This window comes from Psychrobacter sp. NZS113 (genome assembly GCF_015864825.1).
GTDB lineage: Bacteria > Pseudomonadota > Gammaproteobacteria > Pseudomonadales > Moraxellaceae > Psychrobacter.
In genome coordinates, this window is the sequence record NZ_JADYWL010000009.1 from 60,321 (window position 1) to 81,129 (window position 20,809).

At 43.1% G+C, this 20,809-nt stretch carries 18 protein-coding genes and 2 tRNA genes; 7 read left to right on the forward strand and 13 right to left on the reverse strand.

Annotation, left to right across the window (positions count from 1 at the left end; all coding sequences use genetic code 11):
• The first annotated feature begins 69 nt into the window (after nucleotides 1-69).
• The 4 genes from I6E61_RS12785 to I6E61_RS12800 all read left to right on the forward strand — a co-directional run bounded on the left by I6E61_RS12785 (nucleotide 70) and on the right by I6E61_RS12800 (nucleotide 2,559).
• Nucleotides 70-146: transfer RNA gene (locus I6E61_RS12785), tRNA-Pro, on the forward strand.
• Nucleotides 147-359: 213 nt separating this feature from the next.
• Nucleotides 360-1,211 (forward strand): hypothetical protein, encoded by an 852-nt coding sequence (locus tag I6E61_RS12790; RefSeq protein ID WP_197135101.1) that lies wholly within the window; start codon nucleotides 360-362, stop codon nucleotides 1,209-1,211.
• Nucleotides 1,212-1,333: 122 nt separating this feature from the next.
• Nucleotides 1,334-1,501: a hypothetical protein gene (locus I6E61_RS12795; protein ID WP_197135102.1), complete on the forward strand. Its 168-nt coding sequence runs from the start codon at nucleotides 1,334-1,336 to the stop codon at nucleotides 1,499-1,501.
• 101 nt (nucleotides 1,502-1,602) lie between these two features.
• The gene (locus tag I6E61_RS12800) at nucleotides 1,603-2,559 is read left to right on the forward strand and encodes a DUF1853 family protein (protein ID WP_197135103.1); all 957 of its coding nucleotides are present in this window, start codon (nucleotides 1,603-1,605) and stop codon (nucleotides 2,557-2,559) included.
• 200 nt (nucleotides 2,560-2,759) lie between these two features.
• On the opposite strand, the gene I6E61_RS12805 is transcribed toward I6E61_RS12800, so the two are convergent.
• The 7 genes from I6E61_RS12805 to I6E61_RS12835 all read right to left on the reverse strand — a co-directional run bounded on the left by I6E61_RS12805 (nucleotide 2,760) and on the right by I6E61_RS12835 (nucleotide 10,886).
• The gene (locus I6E61_RS12805) at nucleotides 2,760-3,290 is read right to left on the reverse strand and encodes a DUF2726 domain-containing protein (protein ID WP_197135104.1); all 531 of its coding nucleotides are present in this window, start codon (nucleotides 3,288-3,290) and stop codon (nucleotides 2,760-2,762) included.
• 271 nt (nucleotides 3,291-3,561) lie between these two features.
• Nucleotides 3,562-4,773, reverse strand: a complete 1,212-nt coding sequence (locus tag I6E61_RS12810; RefSeq protein WP_197135105.1) for a LysM domain-containing protein — start codon at nucleotides 4,771-4,773, stop codon at nucleotides 3,562-3,564.
• 278 nt (nucleotides 4,774-5,051) lie between these two features.
• On the reverse strand, nucleotides 5,052-6,419 hold the full coding sequence (locus I6E61_RS12815) for a folylpolyglutamate synthase/dihydrofolate synthase family protein (RefSeq protein ID WP_197135106.1): 1,368 nt from the start codon (nucleotides 6,417-6,419) through the stop codon (nucleotides 5,052-5,054).
• Between the two features lie 244 nt (nucleotides 6,420-6,663).
• On the reverse strand, nucleotides 6,664-7,572 hold the full coding sequence (accD, locus tag I6E61_RS12820; RefSeq protein WP_197135156.1) for an acetyl-CoA carboxylase, carboxyltransferase subunit beta: 909 nt from the start codon (nucleotides 7,570-7,572) through the stop codon (nucleotides 6,664-6,666).
• 313 nt (nucleotides 7,573-7,885) lie between these two features.
• Complete coding sequence (gene trpA / locus I6E61_RS12825; protein WP_197135107.1) at nucleotides 7,886-8,710, reverse strand: tryptophan synthase subunit alpha; 825 nt, start codon at nucleotides 8,708-8,710, stop codon at nucleotides 7,886-7,888.
• A gap of 131 nt (nucleotides 8,711-8,841) precedes the next feature.
• Nucleotides 8,842-10,116, reverse strand: coding sequence for a tryptophan synthase subunit beta (trpB, locus tag I6E61_RS12830; protein ID WP_227685914.1), 1,275 nt, complete (start codon nucleotides 10,114-10,116; stop codon nucleotides 8,842-8,844).
• A gap of 86 nt (nucleotides 10,117-10,202) precedes the next feature.
• Nucleotides 10,203-10,886 (reverse strand): phosphoribosylanthranilate isomerase, encoded by a 684-nt coding sequence (locus I6E61_RS12835; RefSeq protein WP_197135108.1) that lies wholly within the window; start codon nucleotides 10,884-10,886, stop codon nucleotides 10,203-10,205.
• A 201-nt stretch (nucleotides 10,887-11,087) separates the two neighbouring features.
• On the opposite strand from I6E61_RS12835, the gene I6E61_RS12840 reads away from it, so the two are divergent.
• Nucleotides 11,088-12,722 (forward strand): deoxyribodipyrimidine photo-lyase, encoded by a 1,635-nt coding sequence (locus I6E61_RS12840; RefSeq protein WP_197135109.1) that lies wholly within the window; start codon nucleotides 11,088-11,090, stop codon nucleotides 12,720-12,722.
• 23 nt (nucleotides 12,723-12,745) lie between these two features.
• Here the strand turns inward: I6E61_RS12840 and I6E61_RS12845 are convergent, their stop codons facing one another.
• Entirely contained in the window at nucleotides 12,746-13,495 is a 750-nt protein-coding gene (locus tag I6E61_RS12845) for a DUF4230 domain-containing protein (RefSeq protein WP_197135110.1), read from the reverse strand.
• Between the two features lie 558 nt (nucleotides 13,496-14,053).
• Between I6E61_RS12845 and I6E61_RS12850 the strand changes: the two genes are divergently transcribed.
• Nucleotides 14,054-15,772, forward strand: a complete 1,719-nt coding sequence (locus I6E61_RS12850; protein WP_197135111.1) for a proline--tRNA ligase — start codon at nucleotides 14,054-14,056, stop codon at nucleotides 15,770-15,772.
• Between the two features lie 88 nt (nucleotides 15,773-15,860).
• On the opposite strand, the gene I6E61_RS12855 is transcribed toward I6E61_RS12850, so the two are convergent.
• The 5 genes from I6E61_RS12855 to I6E61_RS12875 all read right to left on the reverse strand — a co-directional run bounded on the left by I6E61_RS12855 (nucleotide 15,861) and on the right by I6E61_RS12875 (nucleotide 20,128).
• Nucleotides 15,861-16,262 carry a lysozyme inhibitor LprI family protein gene (locus I6E61_RS12855; RefSeq protein WP_197135112.1) on the reverse strand — a complete coding sequence of 134 codons (402 nt, stop codon included), beginning with the start codon at nucleotides 16,260-16,262 and terminating at the stop codon, nucleotides 15,861-15,863.
• Between the two features lie 76 nt (nucleotides 16,263-16,338).
• Nucleotides 16,339-17,223, reverse strand: coding sequence for an NADPH-dependent 7-cyano-7-deazaguanine reductase QueF (gene queF, locus I6E61_RS12860; protein WP_197135113.1), 885 nt, complete (start codon nucleotides 17,221-17,223; stop codon nucleotides 16,339-16,341).
• A 253-nt stretch (nucleotides 17,224-17,476) separates the two neighbouring features.
• A complete protein-coding gene (locus I6E61_RS12865; RefSeq protein WP_194198088.1) occupies nucleotides 17,477-18,250 on the reverse strand; it encodes an ABC transporter permease in 774 nt (257 codons plus the stop codon).
• A gap of 29 nt (nucleotides 18,251-18,279) precedes the next feature.
• On the reverse strand, nucleotides 18,280-19,242 hold the full coding sequence (locus I6E61_RS12870) for an ABC transporter ATP-binding protein (RefSeq protein ID WP_197135114.1): 963 nt from the start codon (nucleotides 19,240-19,242) through the stop codon (nucleotides 18,280-18,282).
• Nucleotides 19,243-19,462: 220 nt separating this feature from the next.
• Nucleotides 19,463-20,128 (reverse strand): cytochrome c5 family protein, encoded by a 666-nt coding sequence (locus I6E61_RS12875; RefSeq protein ID WP_197135115.1) that lies wholly within the window; start codon nucleotides 20,126-20,128, stop codon nucleotides 19,463-19,465.
• 418 nt (nucleotides 20,129-20,546) lie between these two features.
• Here I6E61_RS12875 and I6E61_RS12880 point away from each other — a divergent pair.
• Nucleotides 20,547-20,623: transfer RNA gene (locus tag I6E61_RS12880), tRNA-Arg, on the forward strand.
• Nucleotides 20,624-20,809: the final 186 nt, after the last annotated feature.

Below are 20,809 nucleotides of genomic sequence, written 5' to 3' on the forward strand. Positions count from 1 at the left end.
GAGTTAGAGTTTGGGCAAAATAAATAGCTCTTGCAATATGTGCAATTTTGCGTAAAATAGTCAGTCATTCGGGGCGTAGCGCAGTCTGGTAGCGCACTACACTGGGGGTGTAGTGGTCGCAGGTTCAAATCCTGCCGTTCCGACCAAACATAGCAGTAAAGAGAAAAGCCAATCATTGTTTTCAATGGTTGGCTTTTTTTTGTGCTAAATTTGACTGGTAATTGTATGATGGTTCATCAAGGAAGTAATAATAAATCTTGTAAGGCTAGGACTAATTACCCGAACGACAGCTATTTACACACCCTTATGCTGTCACTGCCTTGCACCTATTTTGATTAAAGGGTGTAGGGGTGTGTATTGTGGCTTTATATGACATTAATGAATATTTAACACTAAATGATGTTGCTGAGTATTTAACAGATAAATGCAGCTATGATTTTGATTTAGAATGCTCAATAGACCAAAATAGACTCATTGAAACTATCATTCAACTTGTGCGAAATGATAAATTGCACCCAGTATTTCATTATAGTGGTAGTGTGGATTTTTTAGAAAAAAAAGTAATAACAAGTAAATCAGGTCGTTTCATTAACCATGAAATGGTTTTATTAAATATCACTGGTAGTATGAGTGTTAGAGATTATTATTTTCTTAGTGATAAGAATTTTGACAAGTTAATTGAGAATAACTGTTCAAACTATATTAATATTATCAACTGTACTATTGAGCCTTATCACATAGATGGAAAGCAAGAAATTGTCGAAAATAATATTCTTTATTATCGTGAAATAAAAGAGGATTTTTCAATTATTTTTCACGATTTACTTTATCCAAAGTTAGACCTAGATAAACTTTTCAACCAAACCGATACCGCAGTTATCGAGAAGCCAAGACAAAAAGTGGCAGACCTTCAAAACGAGCTAGCACAAGCCAAAACTGAAATAGAAGACAAGTCAGCCGATGACAATAAAGAGTTAAACCCCAAAGATAGTGCTTATCATTTGATAGCAGTTTTGAAGGATTTGTTATTAGACCCTAATACTACACCCTATATGTTTAAGACCGATAACCAGAAAAGCACTAACCAGCCAACGCAAGCAGGATTAGCCGAGTATATTGATGCAATGAATCTTAAAGGTTTAAAAGCGAGGAATATAAACGGTATGTTTTCGGATGCAAATAGACTGCTAAGTGATTTGAAAAAATATTGATCTCATGAATTGCAAATGCAAGCTACATATTGCAAATGCAATGTGATAAAAAACCTTATCTCTTAGGATAGTTTCAAGTAAGCCGTATCAATCAAGTTACGGTAAATTATGGAGCTAGACACATGAAACAGAAAACTCATATTCCAACCAATCCAAAACAAAAACCATATCAATATCAGCCTAAATGGCAACTCTCTCTACTCAAAGCAGTAGTTAGCATCCTATTACCTTACTTGCTATCACTGCCTGATATCAGCATTCATATCTATCACATTAATATCATGTTTTAGCGCCAAAAGCTTAGCACTACCCTAGCCGATACTCGTATCCTATAGACTTTTATATAGCGAGCCGTTAGGGTAAATGCTACACCTTTATACTGGTTTATCCTATGTCCGAGCCTATCGCTCAACCCACCTCTACCCGCCCTATAGATGATGCCCCTTGGGAGCGTTACCGTCGACCCTACGTGCGTGATTTGGCTTATGCGCTTGCTTGTCCTAACGTATTAACTCAGTGGATAGACTTTGCACCGCATGAGAATACACATGCTATTTCAGTACATAGTTCTCACTTTTGGCAAGCACAGTTTGAGGCGTATGAGCAGCGGTTAACAGAGCTGGATACCACCACTGACTATCAAGCGTTGACTCGATATTTACTTAAGCGCCCAAGTCCTAATCGACTGGGGTTTCACTTTGAAGGGTTATTATCATTTTGGTTAGAAGATGGATTTGCGCACCAATTGCATCCGTACGAGACACTCGCTAATAACGTGCAGTTATTTAACGGTAAGCAAACGACTGGTGAAATAGATTTAATCTTGTATAACCATCAAGACAAGCTGGTTGAGCATTGGGAGCTGGCCATCAAGTTTTTTATGGGATCAGCCCCTTTTGAACCTGTGAACTGGGTGGGGATTAATGCCAATGACAATTTGCAGCGCAAGATGACACACATGCAGACCAAGCAGTTTCGGGCGGTGTGGGTAGATACAGACAATCATGGGCAAGTTAAAATTGACAAACGTTATGGCATTATAAAAGGTCGATTCTTTTTGCCTATAGGCATAAATAACTTTAACTACCCTGCTTGGCTAACACCCAGCTTTCCGATGCATGAATGGTGCGATAAGAATAATATGGCTAATCTCGCTAGCATCGACATGACACAGTTACGAGCCGCGCATTATATAGAATGGTTTACCAAGCGCGACTTTTACGATGCGTATCAAACACAAACGGTTTGGTCAGATAATGAGCCGCCTGCGACAGGATTATATTTTGTGAAAGATAGACCAATCGTTATTTGTCCCAATCAACCAAACCAAATAGATGAAGCGTCTTAGCTAACCTAGGGCGTGTCATCAATTAGCACATTAATACATTTAGTGGCCTTAAAATGGCTAAATTTTGCTAAACATCGTCAGCAATTTTGCCAATATGTTCATATTGACGGCAATTTCTTCCTTGTTTATCTACAATTTTTCTCATTTTAAGCCTCACAATCTAATTGAGGACACGCCCTAGATACTTAAAACGGACAAGCTTAATAATTTTCAATCACCTGCATCAGCTCATATCTAAGCATGTCTGCACTGGGCATACGCTCTGCATGAAAGCGCACCATCGCAATACCAGCACTGGCAAGCGCTTTGTCTTTCTTGTCATCAGCCTTTTGCCGCGCTTTACTACTATGCGTCCAATCATCAAGCTCGATAGCCACCAGCGTGGTCTGAGCATCGACATCCACGATCACGTAGTCAACGCTCTGGCGACAGATACGATTGAACCAAAAGCTACGTTCTGATGTCTCACTACTATTGGCTTCAATGATTCGTGATAGCTGAACTTGCACGAATATGTGATATTCAGGCAGCGCGTTTTTTAACTTATTAAAAAATATCACTTCAGTATCCGTCATAATCGGCATCGGCGCAAACGGCCAAATAGCCAACTCATCACCGCGTACTGGCTTTGGATCAGGCTCAACGACGGTGCGTTTTTCTAACAGTTTTGGTACGGTAATCAGCCCTAAAAACCCAACGGCCAAAATTAAAAATATAACACCAAACGACATGGTTTTACCTTATACATGATTAAAGCGGTCAGATAGCTATGGTGACTTCGTGGAAGTGGCAACACATAACTGACCACGGCAAGGCAGTCTTGATAGACTGACAGGTTATAAAAAGAGAAGTAGAGAAAAACGGTGCTTATCGTAACCAAGCTGACCTAAATCGGCAAACGATAAAACAAAAAACACGACAATAGATGTCGTGTTTTCATGATGACGATAAGGTCAATTCGGTATACTAGAATACAAACTTAGCAAACCAGCTATCAAGCTATCACCAGTATAATACCCAAGCGCCCGTTGTATTCACTTTAGGGTCACTATTAATCTTATCCTTTAGCGCCAAGGCTGCGATTTTACCACGCTCAGGGCCGACCACGACCCGGACGCCGCGACTGGTACGACTGGTTTTAACCTGATAGCCTGCTGCTTGGAACTTTTTTACCAAATCATCAGCTCTATTCTGATCATTTGCCAAGGCCACTTGTACCCCAAAGCTACCTTTGGCATCTGTCTCTTTGACTTCTTTACGAGCTTCGCTGAGTTTCTGCTGTGCTTCCCGCTTGGCTTCTGCTGTTTTCTTAGCCAAGTCAGCTTCTTTTTGACGAGCCTGCTCAGCGGCGGCGGCTTCACGTTCTAAGCGCTGCACTTGAGCCCGTGACGGAATCGTTATACTTTGACCCAATTGTAACGAGGCCAGCGGCGAGATATTATTGGCTTGAGCCAATACTTCGACAGGCATATTGTATTGTCTTGCTAGCTTGATGAGCCCATCACCTCTTTTGACTTCATAATCAGAAGGTGACTTTGGTGGCTCTTTCTTAGCCGCTTCGGTAGCTTCTCGCTTTTGTGCTGCCAGTGCTTGTGCTTCAGCCTGCTTTTTGGCCTCTGCTTGCCTCTTTACTTTCGCTTGCTCGTTTGCTTCAGCTGCTTTTTTACTATCCGCTAATTTTTGAGCAGCGGCTTCTGCTTTAATGGCAGCTTGACGCTGGGCTTCTTGTTGCGCTTGAACAGCCTTTTGCTTTTCAGCATCACTAGTTTTCTTGGCATCAGCAGCCAACTCACTATCCGTACGAGGCTGAACGGTCAGATCTTGAGCGACATCTTTTGCCGCTTCTGGAGTCTCAGCATCTTCAACAACGGGTGCACTGTTGGCTACATATTGCTGACTTTCAGCACGTGCTTTCGCCAATGCTTCGGCCTCAGCTGCTTCTTGTTCTGTTAAAAATTGCTGTGCACGCTTCTCTTGTTCTGCGACACGAGCAGCCCGCTCTTTTTGTTTCTGTGCCAAGATGCGTTTTTCTGTCTCGATATCAGTTGTCAACGGTTGTGCAGCTGCTTGCTCAGTATTTGGCGTATCTACCATCGCTGAGGTTGGAGCAGGCTGCTCATTGCTATCGCCTATCTGTTGCACCATAGCGTATAGCATCACGCTACCGCCTATAATCATCCCAATGCCCAATAAGGCTTGTCTCGAAAAGTTCATCCGTTTACGTCTCTTAGTTGGTAATAAGGTTGATTGAGCGGCGCAGCTGTCGTCTCAAAGTTATATCGTAAAACAGTGATGACTAGCGATTGCCGCGGGTTACATGTATCAGTTTTCAAATGCACTATCGATCTTTTAGTATCAGTGCTCTTAGTTTCAATACTTTTAATCTCAATACTTTTAGTTTCAATGCTCTGAAGTATTTTGATTATAAAGCATATTTTCTATACTGTCTGCCATCACGCTACCGTTAAGATTAACATTAAATAGCGGCGGTTTTAACTTAAATTATCGGCATCTAATGCAGATAGAGCTTCTCCTATTGTATGGAAAGAGCCACATACTACGATTAAATCTTGCGGCTGACTGGCCGCTCTCACTGCATAGGTTGCTGCTTGCAAACGCTCGAACTCATGTACTTGTGCACTATCGACATGATTTGTCAGTATACCCTGCAAATGCTCAGTGCTGGCTGCTCGTGGATAGTCAATTTCAGCGATAAACCACTCACTAATTGGCAAACCTGCCTCGGATAAACGCTGTACCACTTTTTCAATGTCTTTATCAGCCAACATGGAAAACAGCATTTTAATGGTTACAGGTGCGCTATCAGTACGCTCAGCGGTATTTTGATCTACCACATGCTGCTGCCAAAGCGGTAATAGTTGTGCCAATAAAAACTCAACACCTTGCTCGTTGTGCGCCACATCAAACAACCAATGACGATCATCTATCTCGCGATAATCGAAGCGACCTGCCAATTTAACCGTTTGCAATGCTGTTTCGATAGCATGGGTATCGACATTTAACGGACTTGCGAGTACCGCTGATAATGCATTAGCAGTATTGGTCAATGACAATGCTGGGCGTGGCAACTGCATGGTAATAGAGGCATTGCTATATTGCCAAGTCGTTGAATCAATATCACGATGGCTGAAATCTTGCCCCACTTGATAACAGTTTGCTTGATGCTTATCAATCGCGTGCTGAACGCTGCTCGGCATTTCGATAGCACCATAGATTAGACTAATATTATCACGCAATATACCTGCTTTTTCTGCGCCGATATCTTCCACATTGTCACCTAACCAGTCGACATGATCGATTGCAATATTGGTAATCACGGCCATATCAGGATCAATAATATTGACGACATCTAGACGGCCACCTAGCCCCACCTCTAACACCCACACATCACAATCTGCTTCAGCAAATATAAGTAATGCTGCGAGTGTCGTCATCTCAAAAAACGATAGCGTCAAATCGCACTGTAGACGTGCAGCTTCTACTTTGCTAAAGGCGCTAATCAATGTCTGGTCACTGACCATCTCGCCATTAATGCGCACACGCTCGTTAAAGACACTCAAATGCGGTGATTGATATAGGGCTGTTTTATAACCTGCTGCTTGACACATTTTCGCGATGACAGCGGTCGTCGAGCCTTTACCATTGGTACCTGCCACCGTAAACACGTAAGCATCATCTTTAGCTGACTGCACTACACCTAAGGCTTCAGCGACTGGCAATACGCGTGATAACCCCATGTCTATCGCCGACACGTGTATCTGCTGCATATAATCCAGCCACTCCGTTAGGCTAGCATTGTTATTAGGGCTATTCGGGTTATAAAGTGAAGTGTCAGACATAGATGAAACCTATATTGAAATATTCGAATAGAAAATTGGTGATTAGAAAGCTATCGGTTAGAAAGTCATCGATTAGAAGATACGCCCTAGTATATAACTACCTGGCCAAAACCAAAAATAGCATTTACCGTTATATGACGATAAATGCTATTCAAGAGTTCTGCATATTTAGAGATAGATAGTAGCATGCTACTAAGCAGTTAACCAACCGCCTGCTTATTTGGAAGGAAGCCTCTACAATGTATTAAGCATCAACATTAGGCATGCGGCTTAACTTTGCCAACAAGCGATAGATCGTTTCAATCATCTGATGGCGATGTACCACTTCATCTACCACGCCATGCTCTAATAAGAACTCTGCACGCTGGAACGGTTCTTCCAATGTCTCACGTACCGTCTGCTCAATCACGCGCTTGCCCGCAAAGCCAATCATCGCCTTTGGTTCAGCTAAATGAATATCACCAAGCATAGCAAGTGATGCAGTCACGCCACCATAGACAGGATTGGTCAAGACAACAATATACGGAATACCGGCAATTCTCAAACGCTCAATCGCAGCAGCCGTTCGTGCCATTTGCATTAATGACAATAGGCCTTCTTGCATGCGTGCACCACCAGAAGCAGCGAAACACACTAAAGGTACTTTATCTTCGAGGGCTTTTTCGGCAGCTTGCACGAAACGATCGCCAACGACTGACCCCATAGAGCCACCCATAAAGCGGAAATCAAAGGCACAAGTCACCACATCGAGGTTACGCAGTTTGCCATATAACACAATCAGCGCCTCAGACTCACCTGTTTTTTCTTGGGCTTCCGCCATACGCGCAGGATATGGCTTACTATCCACAAAACGCAGCGGATCTTTGGCCACGAATTCTTGCCCGAGTTCACCATTGACCTGATCAAGTAGCCAGTTTAGACGCTCACGAGCACTCATCGGTAAATGATGATCGCAATGCGGGCACACATAACTGTTAAAAATCAGCGATGTATTAGTAATCATCGAATGACAATTACTGCATTTGGTTGATGGTTCGGTTTCTACCGCACTCAATGGTGCAGTCAATTGCTGCTTAACGCCTGGTATCGGACGATTAAACCAAGATTGCCCAGCAACGTTATTGTTAGGCTCAGCATTATTAGAAGTAGTCATATCAGGTTTTGTTATCGTATCAGTCATATTATTCGCCATTATCAAAGGCTTATCGACAAGCTGGCTCATTCACTTGTCCCTAAGAGTAAATTTAAAAGTCACATACAGTCATAACATGAGCAGTTATAAGGCACGCCTACGCGAAACTGTAACAATTTATGTGTGATGTTAGTTTACACACGTAAACTAACTTTAGCAAAGTCATTTGACAGTGTCTTTATAAACATTGTTATTTATAAAGACTGCGGTTTATAAATAACGCTATTAGCACTATAACGAAAACTTAAGTGACGATAATTTAACGTTGCTTAACTCAGGCACTCAAACTATCAAGCGCACCACGTAACTCGTCCATTTTTACCATGATTCGTTGCTGAGCAGCTGCAACAGCATCGGCATCATTGGCATCTATATCAGCAAAGTTCTGTACCAATGCACTACCAACAATCACACCATCTGCATGAGTACCAATTGCTTTGGCAGAGGCACCATCACGGATACCAAAACCGACGCATACTGGCAAATCCGTCTCTGCTTTGATGGCTTGGACTTGAGTCGCGACAGCATCAGTATCGAGCGTGGCCGAACCTGTCACACCTTTTAATGACACGTAATAGATATAACCACCACAATGCGTCAATACTTGCTCACGGCGCTCAGGCAAAGTCGTTGGCGATAGTAAGAAAATCTCATTCATCGAATGATCGGTCAAGTGCTGCGTGAAGCTACCCGCCTCTGCTGGTGGCAAATCAACCATCAAGATACCGTCAACACCTGACTGCTCACATAGCGCGACGAAGTTATCATAACCAATGATTTCAACTGGATTAAGATAGCCCATTAGGATAATTGGCGTCTGCGTGTCTGTTTGACGAAACTCTTCGACCATTTTTAGTGCATCACGAGTGCTCGTACCTGCTGCTAATGCCCGCTCACCTGCCAATGCGACGGTTGGGCCATCTGCCATTGGATCAGAGAACGGCAAGCCAACTTCGATCATATCTGCGCCATGTTTCACTAAATCGTGCAATAGACCTACAGTGGTCGCAGGATTAGGATCGCCTGCCATCACATAAGGAATGAGGGCTTTTTTGTTTTGTGATTTTAAAGTTGCAAAAGTGCTTTCAATTCTAGTCATAGTGGTCTCTTAATTGTTATAAACCGACTCATTTGACCCCTTATTAAATAATCTCTATTGAGTAATTTAAGTAATAAGGGGAACTGAGCCATTTTTCTTATAAGATGTAGATTAATAGCATATAAAAGCTACTACAACTCAATGCCTTCCGCCTTCATCACTGAATGCAAATCTTTGTCACCACGACCTGACATATTGACGATAATGGTTTGATCTGGTGTCATTGTCTTAGCCAGCTTTAGTGCATAAGCAACGGCATGAGCAGACTCTAGCGCAGGAATGATGCCTTCTTTGCGCGTGACTTCATGGAAGCCTTCTAACGACTCTTTGTCAGTACAGCCCACATATTCAACACGCTTCATATCTTTTAAGAAGCTATGCTCAGGGCCAACACCAGGATAATCCAGTCCAGCTGAGATAGAATGCGTCTCTTGGATTTGACCTTCGTCATCTGCCATTAGGTAAGTACGGTTGCCGTGTAGCACGCCGATACGACCAGCCGCTAGTGGCGCTGAATGGCGACCTGTTTCGATGCCATCACCGGTTGCTTCGACGCCGTACATTTTGACATCAGTATCATTTAGGAAGTCAAAGAACAAACCAATCGCATTTGAGCCACCACCAACACAAGCAACCAAGGCATCGGGTAATTTGCCTGTTTTTTCTACATGCTGAATGCGTGCTTCTTTACCAATAATCGCTTGGAAATCACGAACCAGTAACGGATAAGGATGCGGGCCTGCAACCGTACCAATAATATAATACGTGCTATCGACATTGGTTACCCAGTCGCGCATGGCTTCGTTCATTGCGTCTTTGAGCGTACGTGAGCCAGAAGTCACTGGCACAACTGTCGCACCGAGCAAACGCATACGATAGACGTTCATCTTTTGACGCTCAACATCGTCCGCACCCATATAAACGATACACTCAAGACCTAAACGGGCTGCAATCGTCGCCGTCGCTACACCATGCTGTCCTGCACCAGTCTCAGCGATGATACGTTTCTTGCCACACATTTTGGCAAGTAATGCTTGTCCAATAGTGTTGTTAACTTTGTGTGCGCCAGTATGGTTTAAATCTTCACGTTTGAAATATATCTGCGCACCACCAATCTCATCACTCAAGCGCTTAGCATGATAAAGCGGCGTTGGACGACCGACATAATTGACCAAATCGTTGTGATACTCTTCCCAGAATGCAGGATCGGCTTTTACTTTGGTATATAGCACCTCTAGCTCTTCTAGTGCGGCCATCAACGTTTCAGAGACAAAGCGACCGCCGTGTACGCCAAAATGTCCACGGGCATCAGGGTATTGGTTAAAATCCTGTACGTCTGCTGGATTGGTAAAGGTATTGATAGCTTGTGCGGTAGCAGATAAATTATTGTTATCGACATGACTCATGGTAATTCCTACTATATTAAGTGGTATTTTTTAGGATAAATCAGGGAGAAATAGTTTAAGTAACGAGCTATTGAGCTGATATTAAGCTAGCTACTTGTGTTCGAAGGTTCGCTAGGCGTCGCGTTTTGCCATCGGTCGCGTTTTACCGCTTTCATAAAGGCGCGCATTTTTGCAGGATCTTTTTTACCTTTATCTATCTCAATACCGCCGCTGACATCGACTGCATAAACAGGCAGCACTAAAGTAGCCGCGATATTTTCAGCATCCAGTCCACCCGCTAAGATAATCGGTAACGAGCTATCTTGCGGTATGAGACTCCAATCAAAGCGTGCGCCCGTACCACCATACTTATGCTGATGGTAGGCATCTAATAAGATACTGCTCGCTCCTGCTTGGGCAAACTCGTCAATCTGAGCGCGCACGCTAGCAGCACTGTCAGTATCGGCATTGACGCGCAACGCTTTAATCCAGCGTTTATTGACTGTGCTCGCCAGCTGCTGACATTGCTCAGGACTCTCATCGCCGTGGAATTGTATGATATCAAAAGGCACATTGTCTGCTAGCTCAACTAACTCATCTTGAGGCATATTAACCACCAACGCCACCACGCTCACAAAAGCAGGTACAGCAGTACTTAATATCTGGGCTTGCGCTAGCGTCACGGCACGCGGACTGGGCGGATAAAACACCAAGCCGACCGCATCAACACCTAACTGTGTCGCAGTCTGTATATCACTAAGCTGAGTAAAACCGCAGAACTTGACGTGCATTTTGTGACCTTGCATTTCATGATACTAAATATGACACCGATTATAACGGCATCAGATAGGTTCAAGCTAAAGGTAAATCGTTATATGTGATGATGTTTTGTTAATCAAACAGCAAAGCCATTGCATCCAAAAACTTATCCTAGCATACTTTTATTCCCAGTTTTGTTTATGATTGCGATTGATTAATACAGGAATACTTGAATGTCTAAGACTGCATCGGTAACGGCTAATCCAACTGACTGCAACGACAGTGATAGTGGCAAAGTCACTGGCACAAATCCGCCGCATTACTTGATGTGGTTTCGCCGTGACCTACGAGTTCATGATAATACCGCCTTAGCCGCGATTTGTGAACGGGCAAACGAAGATAATGCACGAGTCAGTGCCATATTCTTTTTCACGCCTGAGCAGTGGCAAGCGCATGATACGTCGCTTGTACAAGTCGATCACATCGCCCGTACCTTGCCTATCCTCGCAAAAGACTTACAAGAACATTTAAACATCACTTTAACAGTACAGGTTTGCCCAAACTTTTCTGACTCTATTGACGCGCTATTAGCTATCTGCAATGCCAATCATATCAGCGCTATCATGGCCAACCATGAGTACGAAGGTAATGAGATCGATCGTGATGAACAATTAACTGCACAACTGGCAAAAAGCGATATTGAGTTTGTACGCTGGCATGATCAATGTATCTTACCACCGCAAACCATCACGACCAACGATGGTGACAGCATGTACCAAGTGTTTACGCCGTTCTACAAAAAATGGCGACATACGTTGGAGGTGAGCGATATACAAATGCATGAAGCACCCGCTGTTAGTGACAATAATAACGTGACTTTAGAGCCGACGGAAAATGCGGCAAACACGGTAAAAGAAATAAAAAATCTCAGCACAAAAACGGTCAACGCCTATCAAAAACAGTCAAACAGCAATGAAACTGATAATAATACAGATACAAGTGCCCAACTCGAAAATGCTCGTGACGCCTATCCTGCTGGTGAAACAGCGGCTTGCCAACGTTTAGAAGACTTTATCGCTGAGGATATCAATAACTATGATGTGAGTCGTGATGTGCCTAGCTTGCATGCGACCAGTCAGTTATCGGCTTACCTCACTATTGGCACAATCAGCCCCAGACTGTGCTATCTACAGGCAAATAAAGCTCAAGAAAAATTACACGGTAACGACAGCGACAACAACGACATCAATCGCTGGATAAGCGAGCTGGCATGGCGCGATTTTTATCGTCATGTCTTGGACTATAAGCCAGAGCTGATTCGCCATCAAGCGTATAAGCATGAGACCGATACTAAGATTAATTGGTCATACAATATTGATGACTTTGATAAGTGGTGCACGGGCAAAACAGGCGTACCGCTAGTTGACGCCGCGATGCGCTGTCTGAATGCAACAGGGTTTATGCACAATCGCCTGCGGATGGTGACGGCGATGTTTTTGACTAAAGATCTATTAATTGATTGGCGCTGGGGCGAGCGATACTTTATGCAGCAGCTGATAGATGGTGATTTTGCCTCTAACAATGGCGGCTGGCAATGGAGCGCTTCTACGGGCACTGACTCAGCGCCCTACTTCCGTATCATGAATCCCTTTAGCCAAGCCAAAACCCATGATACAAAGGGCGAGTTTATTAAGACTTGGCTACCTGAGCTAAAAGACATCCCTGCTACTATCCTGCACTCAGAAGAGAAAATGCGTAAAGCACTCGGTAAAAAAGGAGACTTCGCCGATACAGATTACCCTGTACCGATGGTTGAGCATAAAGCCGCTCGACTGTTGACAATCGCTGAGTTTAAAAAAGAAAGCTAATTTGAGGAAAAATAAACAGTAGATTAGCCATTCGTAACCGATGGAAACTGACATGCACCTGCGCCTTGCGTGGTTACTGTAACGATTGCACCAGTCATGGCAAACAATTGCTGCAACTGCGTCTGTGCATTTTGTAATGCCATCGTCATCACATCACCGCGACAAGCGCGTTCTAGGACTTCTTTCTTGGCCATGCTTTGCGCTTGTTGCCAGATTTTTGGATCGACTTGCATCATCCCAAATGCACCTGTTTGCCAGTCATAAATCTCTATATCATCTAAATATACTGAAAATATCTCTGATGGTGGTAAGGTGATATTGATTTGTGGCATGGTCGATGCAGTCGTGTTAGCTTCCGATGTTTGGTCATCATTTACATCGGATGCAACAGGCTGTACCACACGTACCATATCAGGTGTCAACGCGCTCAAATCAACCCCTGCCTCTACACGTCCATGCGCAATGAACAGTCCTTTTTGCTCATCTTGCCACAGCTTCTGCCAACTACCACCACGCTGGCTTGTGATAACGGTATCAACACTAAACGAAACGGTTTCTAAACGATTTAAGTTTTGAATTTGCGTAACCACGCCCTCACGAGTAATGGTTTCTATTGGCACTTCTTTAGTGCTGTTTTGAATGCTGTAAATCGCAAAAACGATGGCAGATAAACCGATAAGCAACACAATCCATGACATCATGGCAATAGGTTTTTTGGCCTGTGGATTGGTATTAGTAGTATTAACAGGAGTTCGATTATCAGGACTATTCATAGAGGCATCCTCAAAGTTTTATCGTATGAAGCACATGACAGATTGTGGTGTAAAATATAAATGCTATTTGCGCGAAGTAACTTCAAGTAATAGCTACCAATACTCTACATAATTACTAATGCGTTGCTGGTCAAAAAATTCGTCAATATTTGCTAAAAATAGGCTTAGAACTGGTAAATAATCGAGTTATAACAACCTCATCACTCCCTTTATGCAATGTTCGGTCTGAAAAGACAAAAAGTCATTGCGTCTTAGGCAAACTTTACCTAACATAGTCAGATTGTATGAATAAAATGTCAGTATCAAAGTATTTATCAGGCTTTTAGCCTGAATATTTTGTATTTCAGCATACTGATGCATCAATCAAGATTTCCCCTCTTCTATATTATTAGAGCGGTTTTACTAAGATGCTCTTTATGAGCATTTTTATTCGCTGAATGTTAGTCAATTGCTAAGTTATAAAGGTAAGCTTGCGGCGGCCATGAAACGATTAGCCATACGCTCAACATCCTACTATTTCTTCTTATTTTTTATCGTTGATAAGGTTACGCTTTATTTATGAAAGCCAGTCAATTTTTATTTGCTACATTAAAAGAAACTCCAAGTGATGCCGATATCGCCTCAAGCCAATTGATGGTGCGTGCTGGCCTTATTCGAAAAATCGCTTCTGGATTATATATTTGGCTGCCTATGGGGCTACGCATCTTGCAAAAAGTCGAGCGCATTGTTCGTGAAGAGATGCAGAATATCGGTGCACAAGAAGTGCTGATGCCGATGACTCAGCCTGCTGAACTTTGGCAAACGACTGGACGTTTTGACGATTATGGTCCTGAGCTATTACGCTTTAAAGACCGTCATGATCGTGATTTCGTGCTTGGTCCAACGCATGAAGAAGTCATTACCAATCTTGCCCAAGGTGAGCTACGTAGTTATAAACAGCTACCGATTACTTTCTTTCAAATTCAAAACAAATTCCGTGATGAGATTCGTCCACGCTTTGGTGTGATGCGCGCGCGCGAATTTACGATGAAAGATGCTTATTCATTCCACGTTGACCAAGCTTCATTGGCCAAAACTTACCATGATATGTATGACGCTTATACGCGCATCTTTACCCGTTTGGGTTTAGACTTCCGTGCAGTACAAGCGGATACAGGGTCTATCGGTGGTTTTGCTTCTCATGAGTTCCATGTATTGGCAGACAGTGGCGAAGACGATATCGCGTTCTCAGATTCTTCTGATTATGCAGCTAACGTTGAGCTGGCTGAATCGGTAAGCACCGCTGAGCGTCAACCGCCAAAAATGGAACGCGAAGACGTTTTAACGGAAGATATGACCAGCTGCAAAATGGTAGCTGAGCATCTAGATGTCCCGTTAGAGAATACAGTCAAAACCTTAATCGTCCACGGTCATACCGAAGACGATGAGCCACAACTGATTGCTATCGTGTTACGCGGTGATCATCAGCTCAATACTATCAAAGCTGAAAAAATTGAAGAGGCAAATGTGCCACTGACATTAGCTTCTGATGAAGAGTTAAAAGCAGCTGGTTTGCACAAAGGCTATATCGGTGTTGACCTAGACATGCCTGTCTTTGTCGATCGTTCAGCTGCTACGTTGTCAGACTTTGTATGCGGTGCTAATGAAGTCAATAAGCATACCATCGGTATGAACTGGGCTCGTGATGCTCGTATCACACGTATCGTCGATGTACGTAATGTGCAAGAAGGCGATCCATCTCCTGATGGTAAAGGCACATTAAGAATCAAACGTGGTATCGAAGTCGGTCACATCTTCCAGTTGGGTGATAAATACTCGCAAGCCATGAATTGCCGCGTTTCTGGTGAAGATGGCAAACCCGTCACGCTAATGATGGGTTGCTATGGTATCGGGGTGAGCCGTATCATCGCTGCTGCCATCGAACAGAATAATGATGAAAACGGTATCATGTGGCCGAAGACGCCAACGGTTAATGATTCAATCGCTCCTTTTGAAGTCGCTATCATACCGATGAAGTCAAAAGAAGAGACGGTCATGCAGACTGCTACAGCGCTGTATGAAGAACTCAAAGCTCAAGGCATTAACGTGTTGCTAGATGATCGTAACGAGCGTCCAGGCGTTAAGTTTGCTGATCTAGAATTGATTGGTATTCCGCATCGTATCGTGGTTTCAGACCGTAACTTGGCTGAAGGCAAGTACGAATACGTCAATCGCCGTGAAGCAGAAAAGCAAATGCTAAGCCGTGAAGAAGTCATGGCAAAAGTAAGCGGTAAATAGTTTTAATCTTAAAAACTGTGCCGTAAAAAGCGCCTATCTCATTCAATGAGATAGGCGCTTTTTTCGCGTATGATTTAGCTAAAAAAAACTACTTAATATTATATCTTTTAGCAATGACCTTGCTACGTTTCTGTGTCTCGTTAGCGGTGCAGACATCAGAATTAATCATGGCATATACCACGGTGTTATTCATAGGGCCGTCATGCTCAAAGTCACACTGCTTGCTGCGAGCTTTTAGCCAGGTAATCTGTTCTTTATCAAGCTGCTGCTTTTGAGTAGGTGATAAGGTACGATACGCATTCATGTATATTTTGTTAAGCCTATTTTTTTCAACTTGGACCGCATCCTTACCACAGTCATAAGCCACTTCCATATAGGCATCTTCACAAGTGTACTCACTTTCGGCGGATGCCGCTTGTGCTGATGACATCGTAGACAGAGATAGTACAGCTACACTTACTACTGTTACAGCATAAGTTATAAATTTCATACTGGTATCCTTACCTTAGATGAGCAAAGTTAATTGATTATAGGACGTAACCGCAACTCATAACATCGATATTTATTTACTGACGAATTAAACGGCTTGGCTGTGGTAGTAGATTTATATCACTGACACGGCAAGGATTGATATCGATACCGCCTCGGCGCGTGTACCATGCGCGAACCATCAATGCGCTTGGCTCATAGTATCGACTCAAATCAGCAAATATCTGCTCGACACATTGCTCATGGAAGCCATTATGCTGACGGAAACTTAAAATATAACGCAGTATATTAGCCGCATTAACAGGCTTATCCGTCGTAATCGATACTGCCAACGTTCCCCAGTCTGGCTGATTGGTCACCGGACAATTACTACGCAGCAAATTAGAATAAAAAGTATAAGGCTGAGGGTTGTCACTTATCACGCTCTCGCCACTCGTCTCTACTTCATTATCACGCAGCAATGACGCATCAGGATGCTCACACAGCGCCACTTTCTCACTGCTATTTGCCAAGGCATCATCAATACAAACGCCTTCAGGCTGTGCAATTAATAATCCCGACTGCTCATTGCCTTGCTCGTCATCTAAGCCAAATAAATCAACGGTGACTTCTGCCTGCACACAAGCTGATAAATCTTTAGCAATCAGCGTCTGCACCTCTACCCAACGGGCAAATTCGGTAAAATTAATACTGTTTAAATACAGCTTAAGCGATTTTGACTCAACGATAAACGGTGAGCTAGCAGGAATCCCAAAGCGCGCGATGGCCACTTGCGAAATACCTTGCGTGTTCAACCAAGACATCTCAAACGCCTGCCACCAATCGATGCCAACCGTTAATTTATCATCTTGCCAGCCAATTACATCACGCCCCATACTGCGGGCGATAGGATATAGCGTCTCTGGGCTATACTCAGTTGGATAGTCCGTGGTTTGCTCACCTAAAATACCGTGGATACTCATAAATTACCTTCTAAGCTAGAGAATACGTTCAAATAATAAAGGGGTTATTTTACAGTAATAATACGCTAGTCGATAATGAATTTGGTTTAAGCAAATATCAGTACTCAACCGACCAGCTTGCTTGTTAAAGCCACTGTTTCAACAGGCTGTCTCAGGTTACCGACCACCTCAACCTATAAAAATGTGCCATAAAAAAGCCCGACAATGTCAGGCTTTGATAGTAAAACGGTTTGTTTATTTATAACAATTTTGGCTACAAGCGTACACGTGAGCCATTACTAAGTAAGCGATAGGCGATAGTATAGAATATTGCACAGAATACGAAAATAGCAGCCATCGAGTACCAGACATTCACATCAGAGTAGCCAAGGATACCGTAACGGAATGAATTGACCATATATACGATAGGGTTCAATAATGAAATATTTTGCCAAAATGGTGACAAATTTTCCATCGAATAAAATACACCACCAAGATAGGTAAGTGGCGTCAATACAAAGCTTGGAATGATAGAAATATCATCAAATGAGCGAGCAAACACGGCATTGATAAAGCCGCCAAGCGAAAACAAGATAGAGGTGCCCAGTACCGTAAATATGGTCACAAATAAATGTTCAATGCCCAAGTCAGTAAAAAACAGCGCGACTATCGAGACAATGACACCAATGGCCAATCCACGGAAGATACCGCCACTGATATACCCCATCAAAATCGCATGTTTGGATACAGGCGAAACCAATAGCTCCTCAATACTAGAAGTGAATTTAGCACTAAAGAAGCTCGACACCACGTTGGAGTAACTGTTGGTAATAATCGACATCATAATCAAACCAGGCACGATGAACTGCATGTACGGCACTCCGCCCATCTCACCCACACGCGAACCAATCATTTTACCGAAGATGACAAAATAAAGACTCATGGTAATGACTGGTGGCAGCAATGTCTGTGGCCAAATACGTAAAATCCGGCGAACTTCTTTTAGTAATATAGTACGAAATGCAATCCACTTTTTGCTCAATGACATGGTTTTATTAGGATCTATCATTTCTTGACTCATAATCCCGCCTCCTTCATGCTGTCTGCACTTTGAATATTTTTGTCTACTAAGCGCATAAACAACTCTTCTAATCGATTGGCTTTGTTACGCATGCTTCCCACAGTGATGCCCTGCTCCGATAACTGGGCAAAGACGTTATTCATCGACTCGCCTTCTGTCAAGGTCACTTCGAGTGTTTGATTATCCGGCTGGGTTATCCCTGTCACACCTGTCAAAACCAATTGACTAGTAACGGGTACTTCCAAATCAAAGACGAATGTTTCCACCGATAGCTGTGCTAACAAATCTTTCATTTCCGTGTTAATACGAATCTCACCATGATCCAAGATAGCGATACGCTTACACAGCTGCTCTGCTTCTTCAAGATAGTGAGTAGTCAGAATAATAGTGGTCTTTTCTTCGATATTAATCTGTTGCATAAACTCCCACATAGATCGACGCAGCTCAATATCGACCCCAGCCGTTGGCTCATCTAAAATCAATAATTTTGGCTTGTGAATCAATGCACGTGCAATCATCAAACGACGTTTCATACCCCCTGATAGCTCACGTGATTTACTATCGCGCTTATCCCATAGACCCAGCGCTGTTAGTAGTCGTTTCGCTCGTGGCTTGGCTTCTTTTGCAGGAATACCGAAGTAACCTGCTTGTGTAATCAAAATATCTTCGACTTTTTCGAACATATTAAAATTAAACTCTTGCGGTACGATACCAAGGTACTGCTTTGCGACGGAAGGGTTTTCCAACAAGTCAGTGCCAAAGATATGCACGCTGCCTGTGGTCGGTTTAAACAGCGAACTGATGATACCAATCATGGTTGATTTACCAGCACCATTGGGACCCAATAATGCAAAGAATCCACCTTGTGGCACAGTTAAATCGACTCCTTTTAGAGCCGAAAACCCATTATCATAAGTTTTGGATAAGTTTTTTATCGTAAGTGCTGGTACTTCTGACATGAAGACCTCTTTGTTTGTTATAGATGTATATAAAAATACTTTGAGATGACGAATAGCTGGAATAGATGTCGTAAAATCATAAAATGAGGCTGCTGCTGACGAATTTCAACTACAATGCAGCTGAAGTCTCATATTGATAATATTTATGATGAAAAAAGCGCCTATCCCATTGAATGAGATAGGCGCTTTATAGATATCTATCGTAAAAGCTTGGGACAGATTAGCTTGCTGCTTCAACCATATAATCTACGGCATTTTGAACTTCTTCATCAGGGATATCCGCGCCACCTTTGGCAGGCATTGCATTGAAACCATTGATAGCATGGGTATATAGCGTATCTGTACCTTTTGCTATACGTGGTCCCCAAGCGCCGGCATCAGCAAAGACAGGAGAGCCTAACAAACCCGCTGCATGACAAGTATGACATACGGCATTGTATACGGCTTTACCATCGCGAGGTCCATCACCAGGTGCTGGGCCAGCAACACGTGCCGTCACATCACACACTTCATCATCTTCAAAGCATACGGTAGCAACAGGATGAATACGAGCAATCAGGTTAGGATATAGTGCAATCAGTTTTTGCACTTGTGGCGTATCTTGTGGAATCGGTTCTTCAACAGCAGCAGGTGCTGCAGCGGCTGTTTCTTCGGTAGCTTCGCCATCTACTGGTGCGGCTTCATCAGCAGGAGCTGCGCCATCTGTTGTATCTGCAGCAGCTTGGGCATCATCACCTGACTGCTCAGGAGCATTTTCTACGACTTCCTGTGTCTCTGCTACAGCAGAGACAGTTTCAGGCGTTTCTACAACACTTTCAGCTTGGCTCACCGCGATACTAGCGATTCCTAGAATGGCAGCTGCCGATAACATAACTACTTTTCTCATTCGTCACGTTCTCTTATTACGTATACAAAGGCCTGCACAGCTCAGACATTCTGCCTATCCTCCTTTGACAACCTTTAGTCATCAATAGCAAACAGCCATCCCGCGTGCCAGCACACTTGTAATCGGTGATTATAAATATGAATTCTCCATGACATTATAAGGGAAAAGACAGGTAAATTGCCATGCCTGTTTAATGACTATCTTGTTTTTTCTTAAAAAACATCAATCGCTACCGTCATTTATTGGCTTTATGGTTTTTATTTGTTAGACTAAGCGGTCTTTATTTTTCGACACTTATTCGATACTTAGTAATACGACTGATTATTCCTACCATTGATTGATATGTTGTGTTAGTTAAGTTAGCGCAGTATTCATCTATCAAGTGTCCGTGAATAGAGTCGTTGGTTTAGCATATTATGCGCTCGTAGCTCAGTTGGATAGAGTATCGGTCTCCGAAGCCGAGGGTCGTGGGTTCGATTCCCGCCGAGCGCACCAATCATCGTATTATAGCCTTCCCTAGCATTACCCCAAATTGCATATACATCTCAAACACACTTCAAAAGGTTTGCCACTTTTCTGTGCCTGTATACTTCTAAATTTCTCACCTATAGTCGGTTCAGTATAATTTGGGTACAAGGAAGCCGAGTGAAAGTACTACAAGTAGTAGACTGATCGAGATTG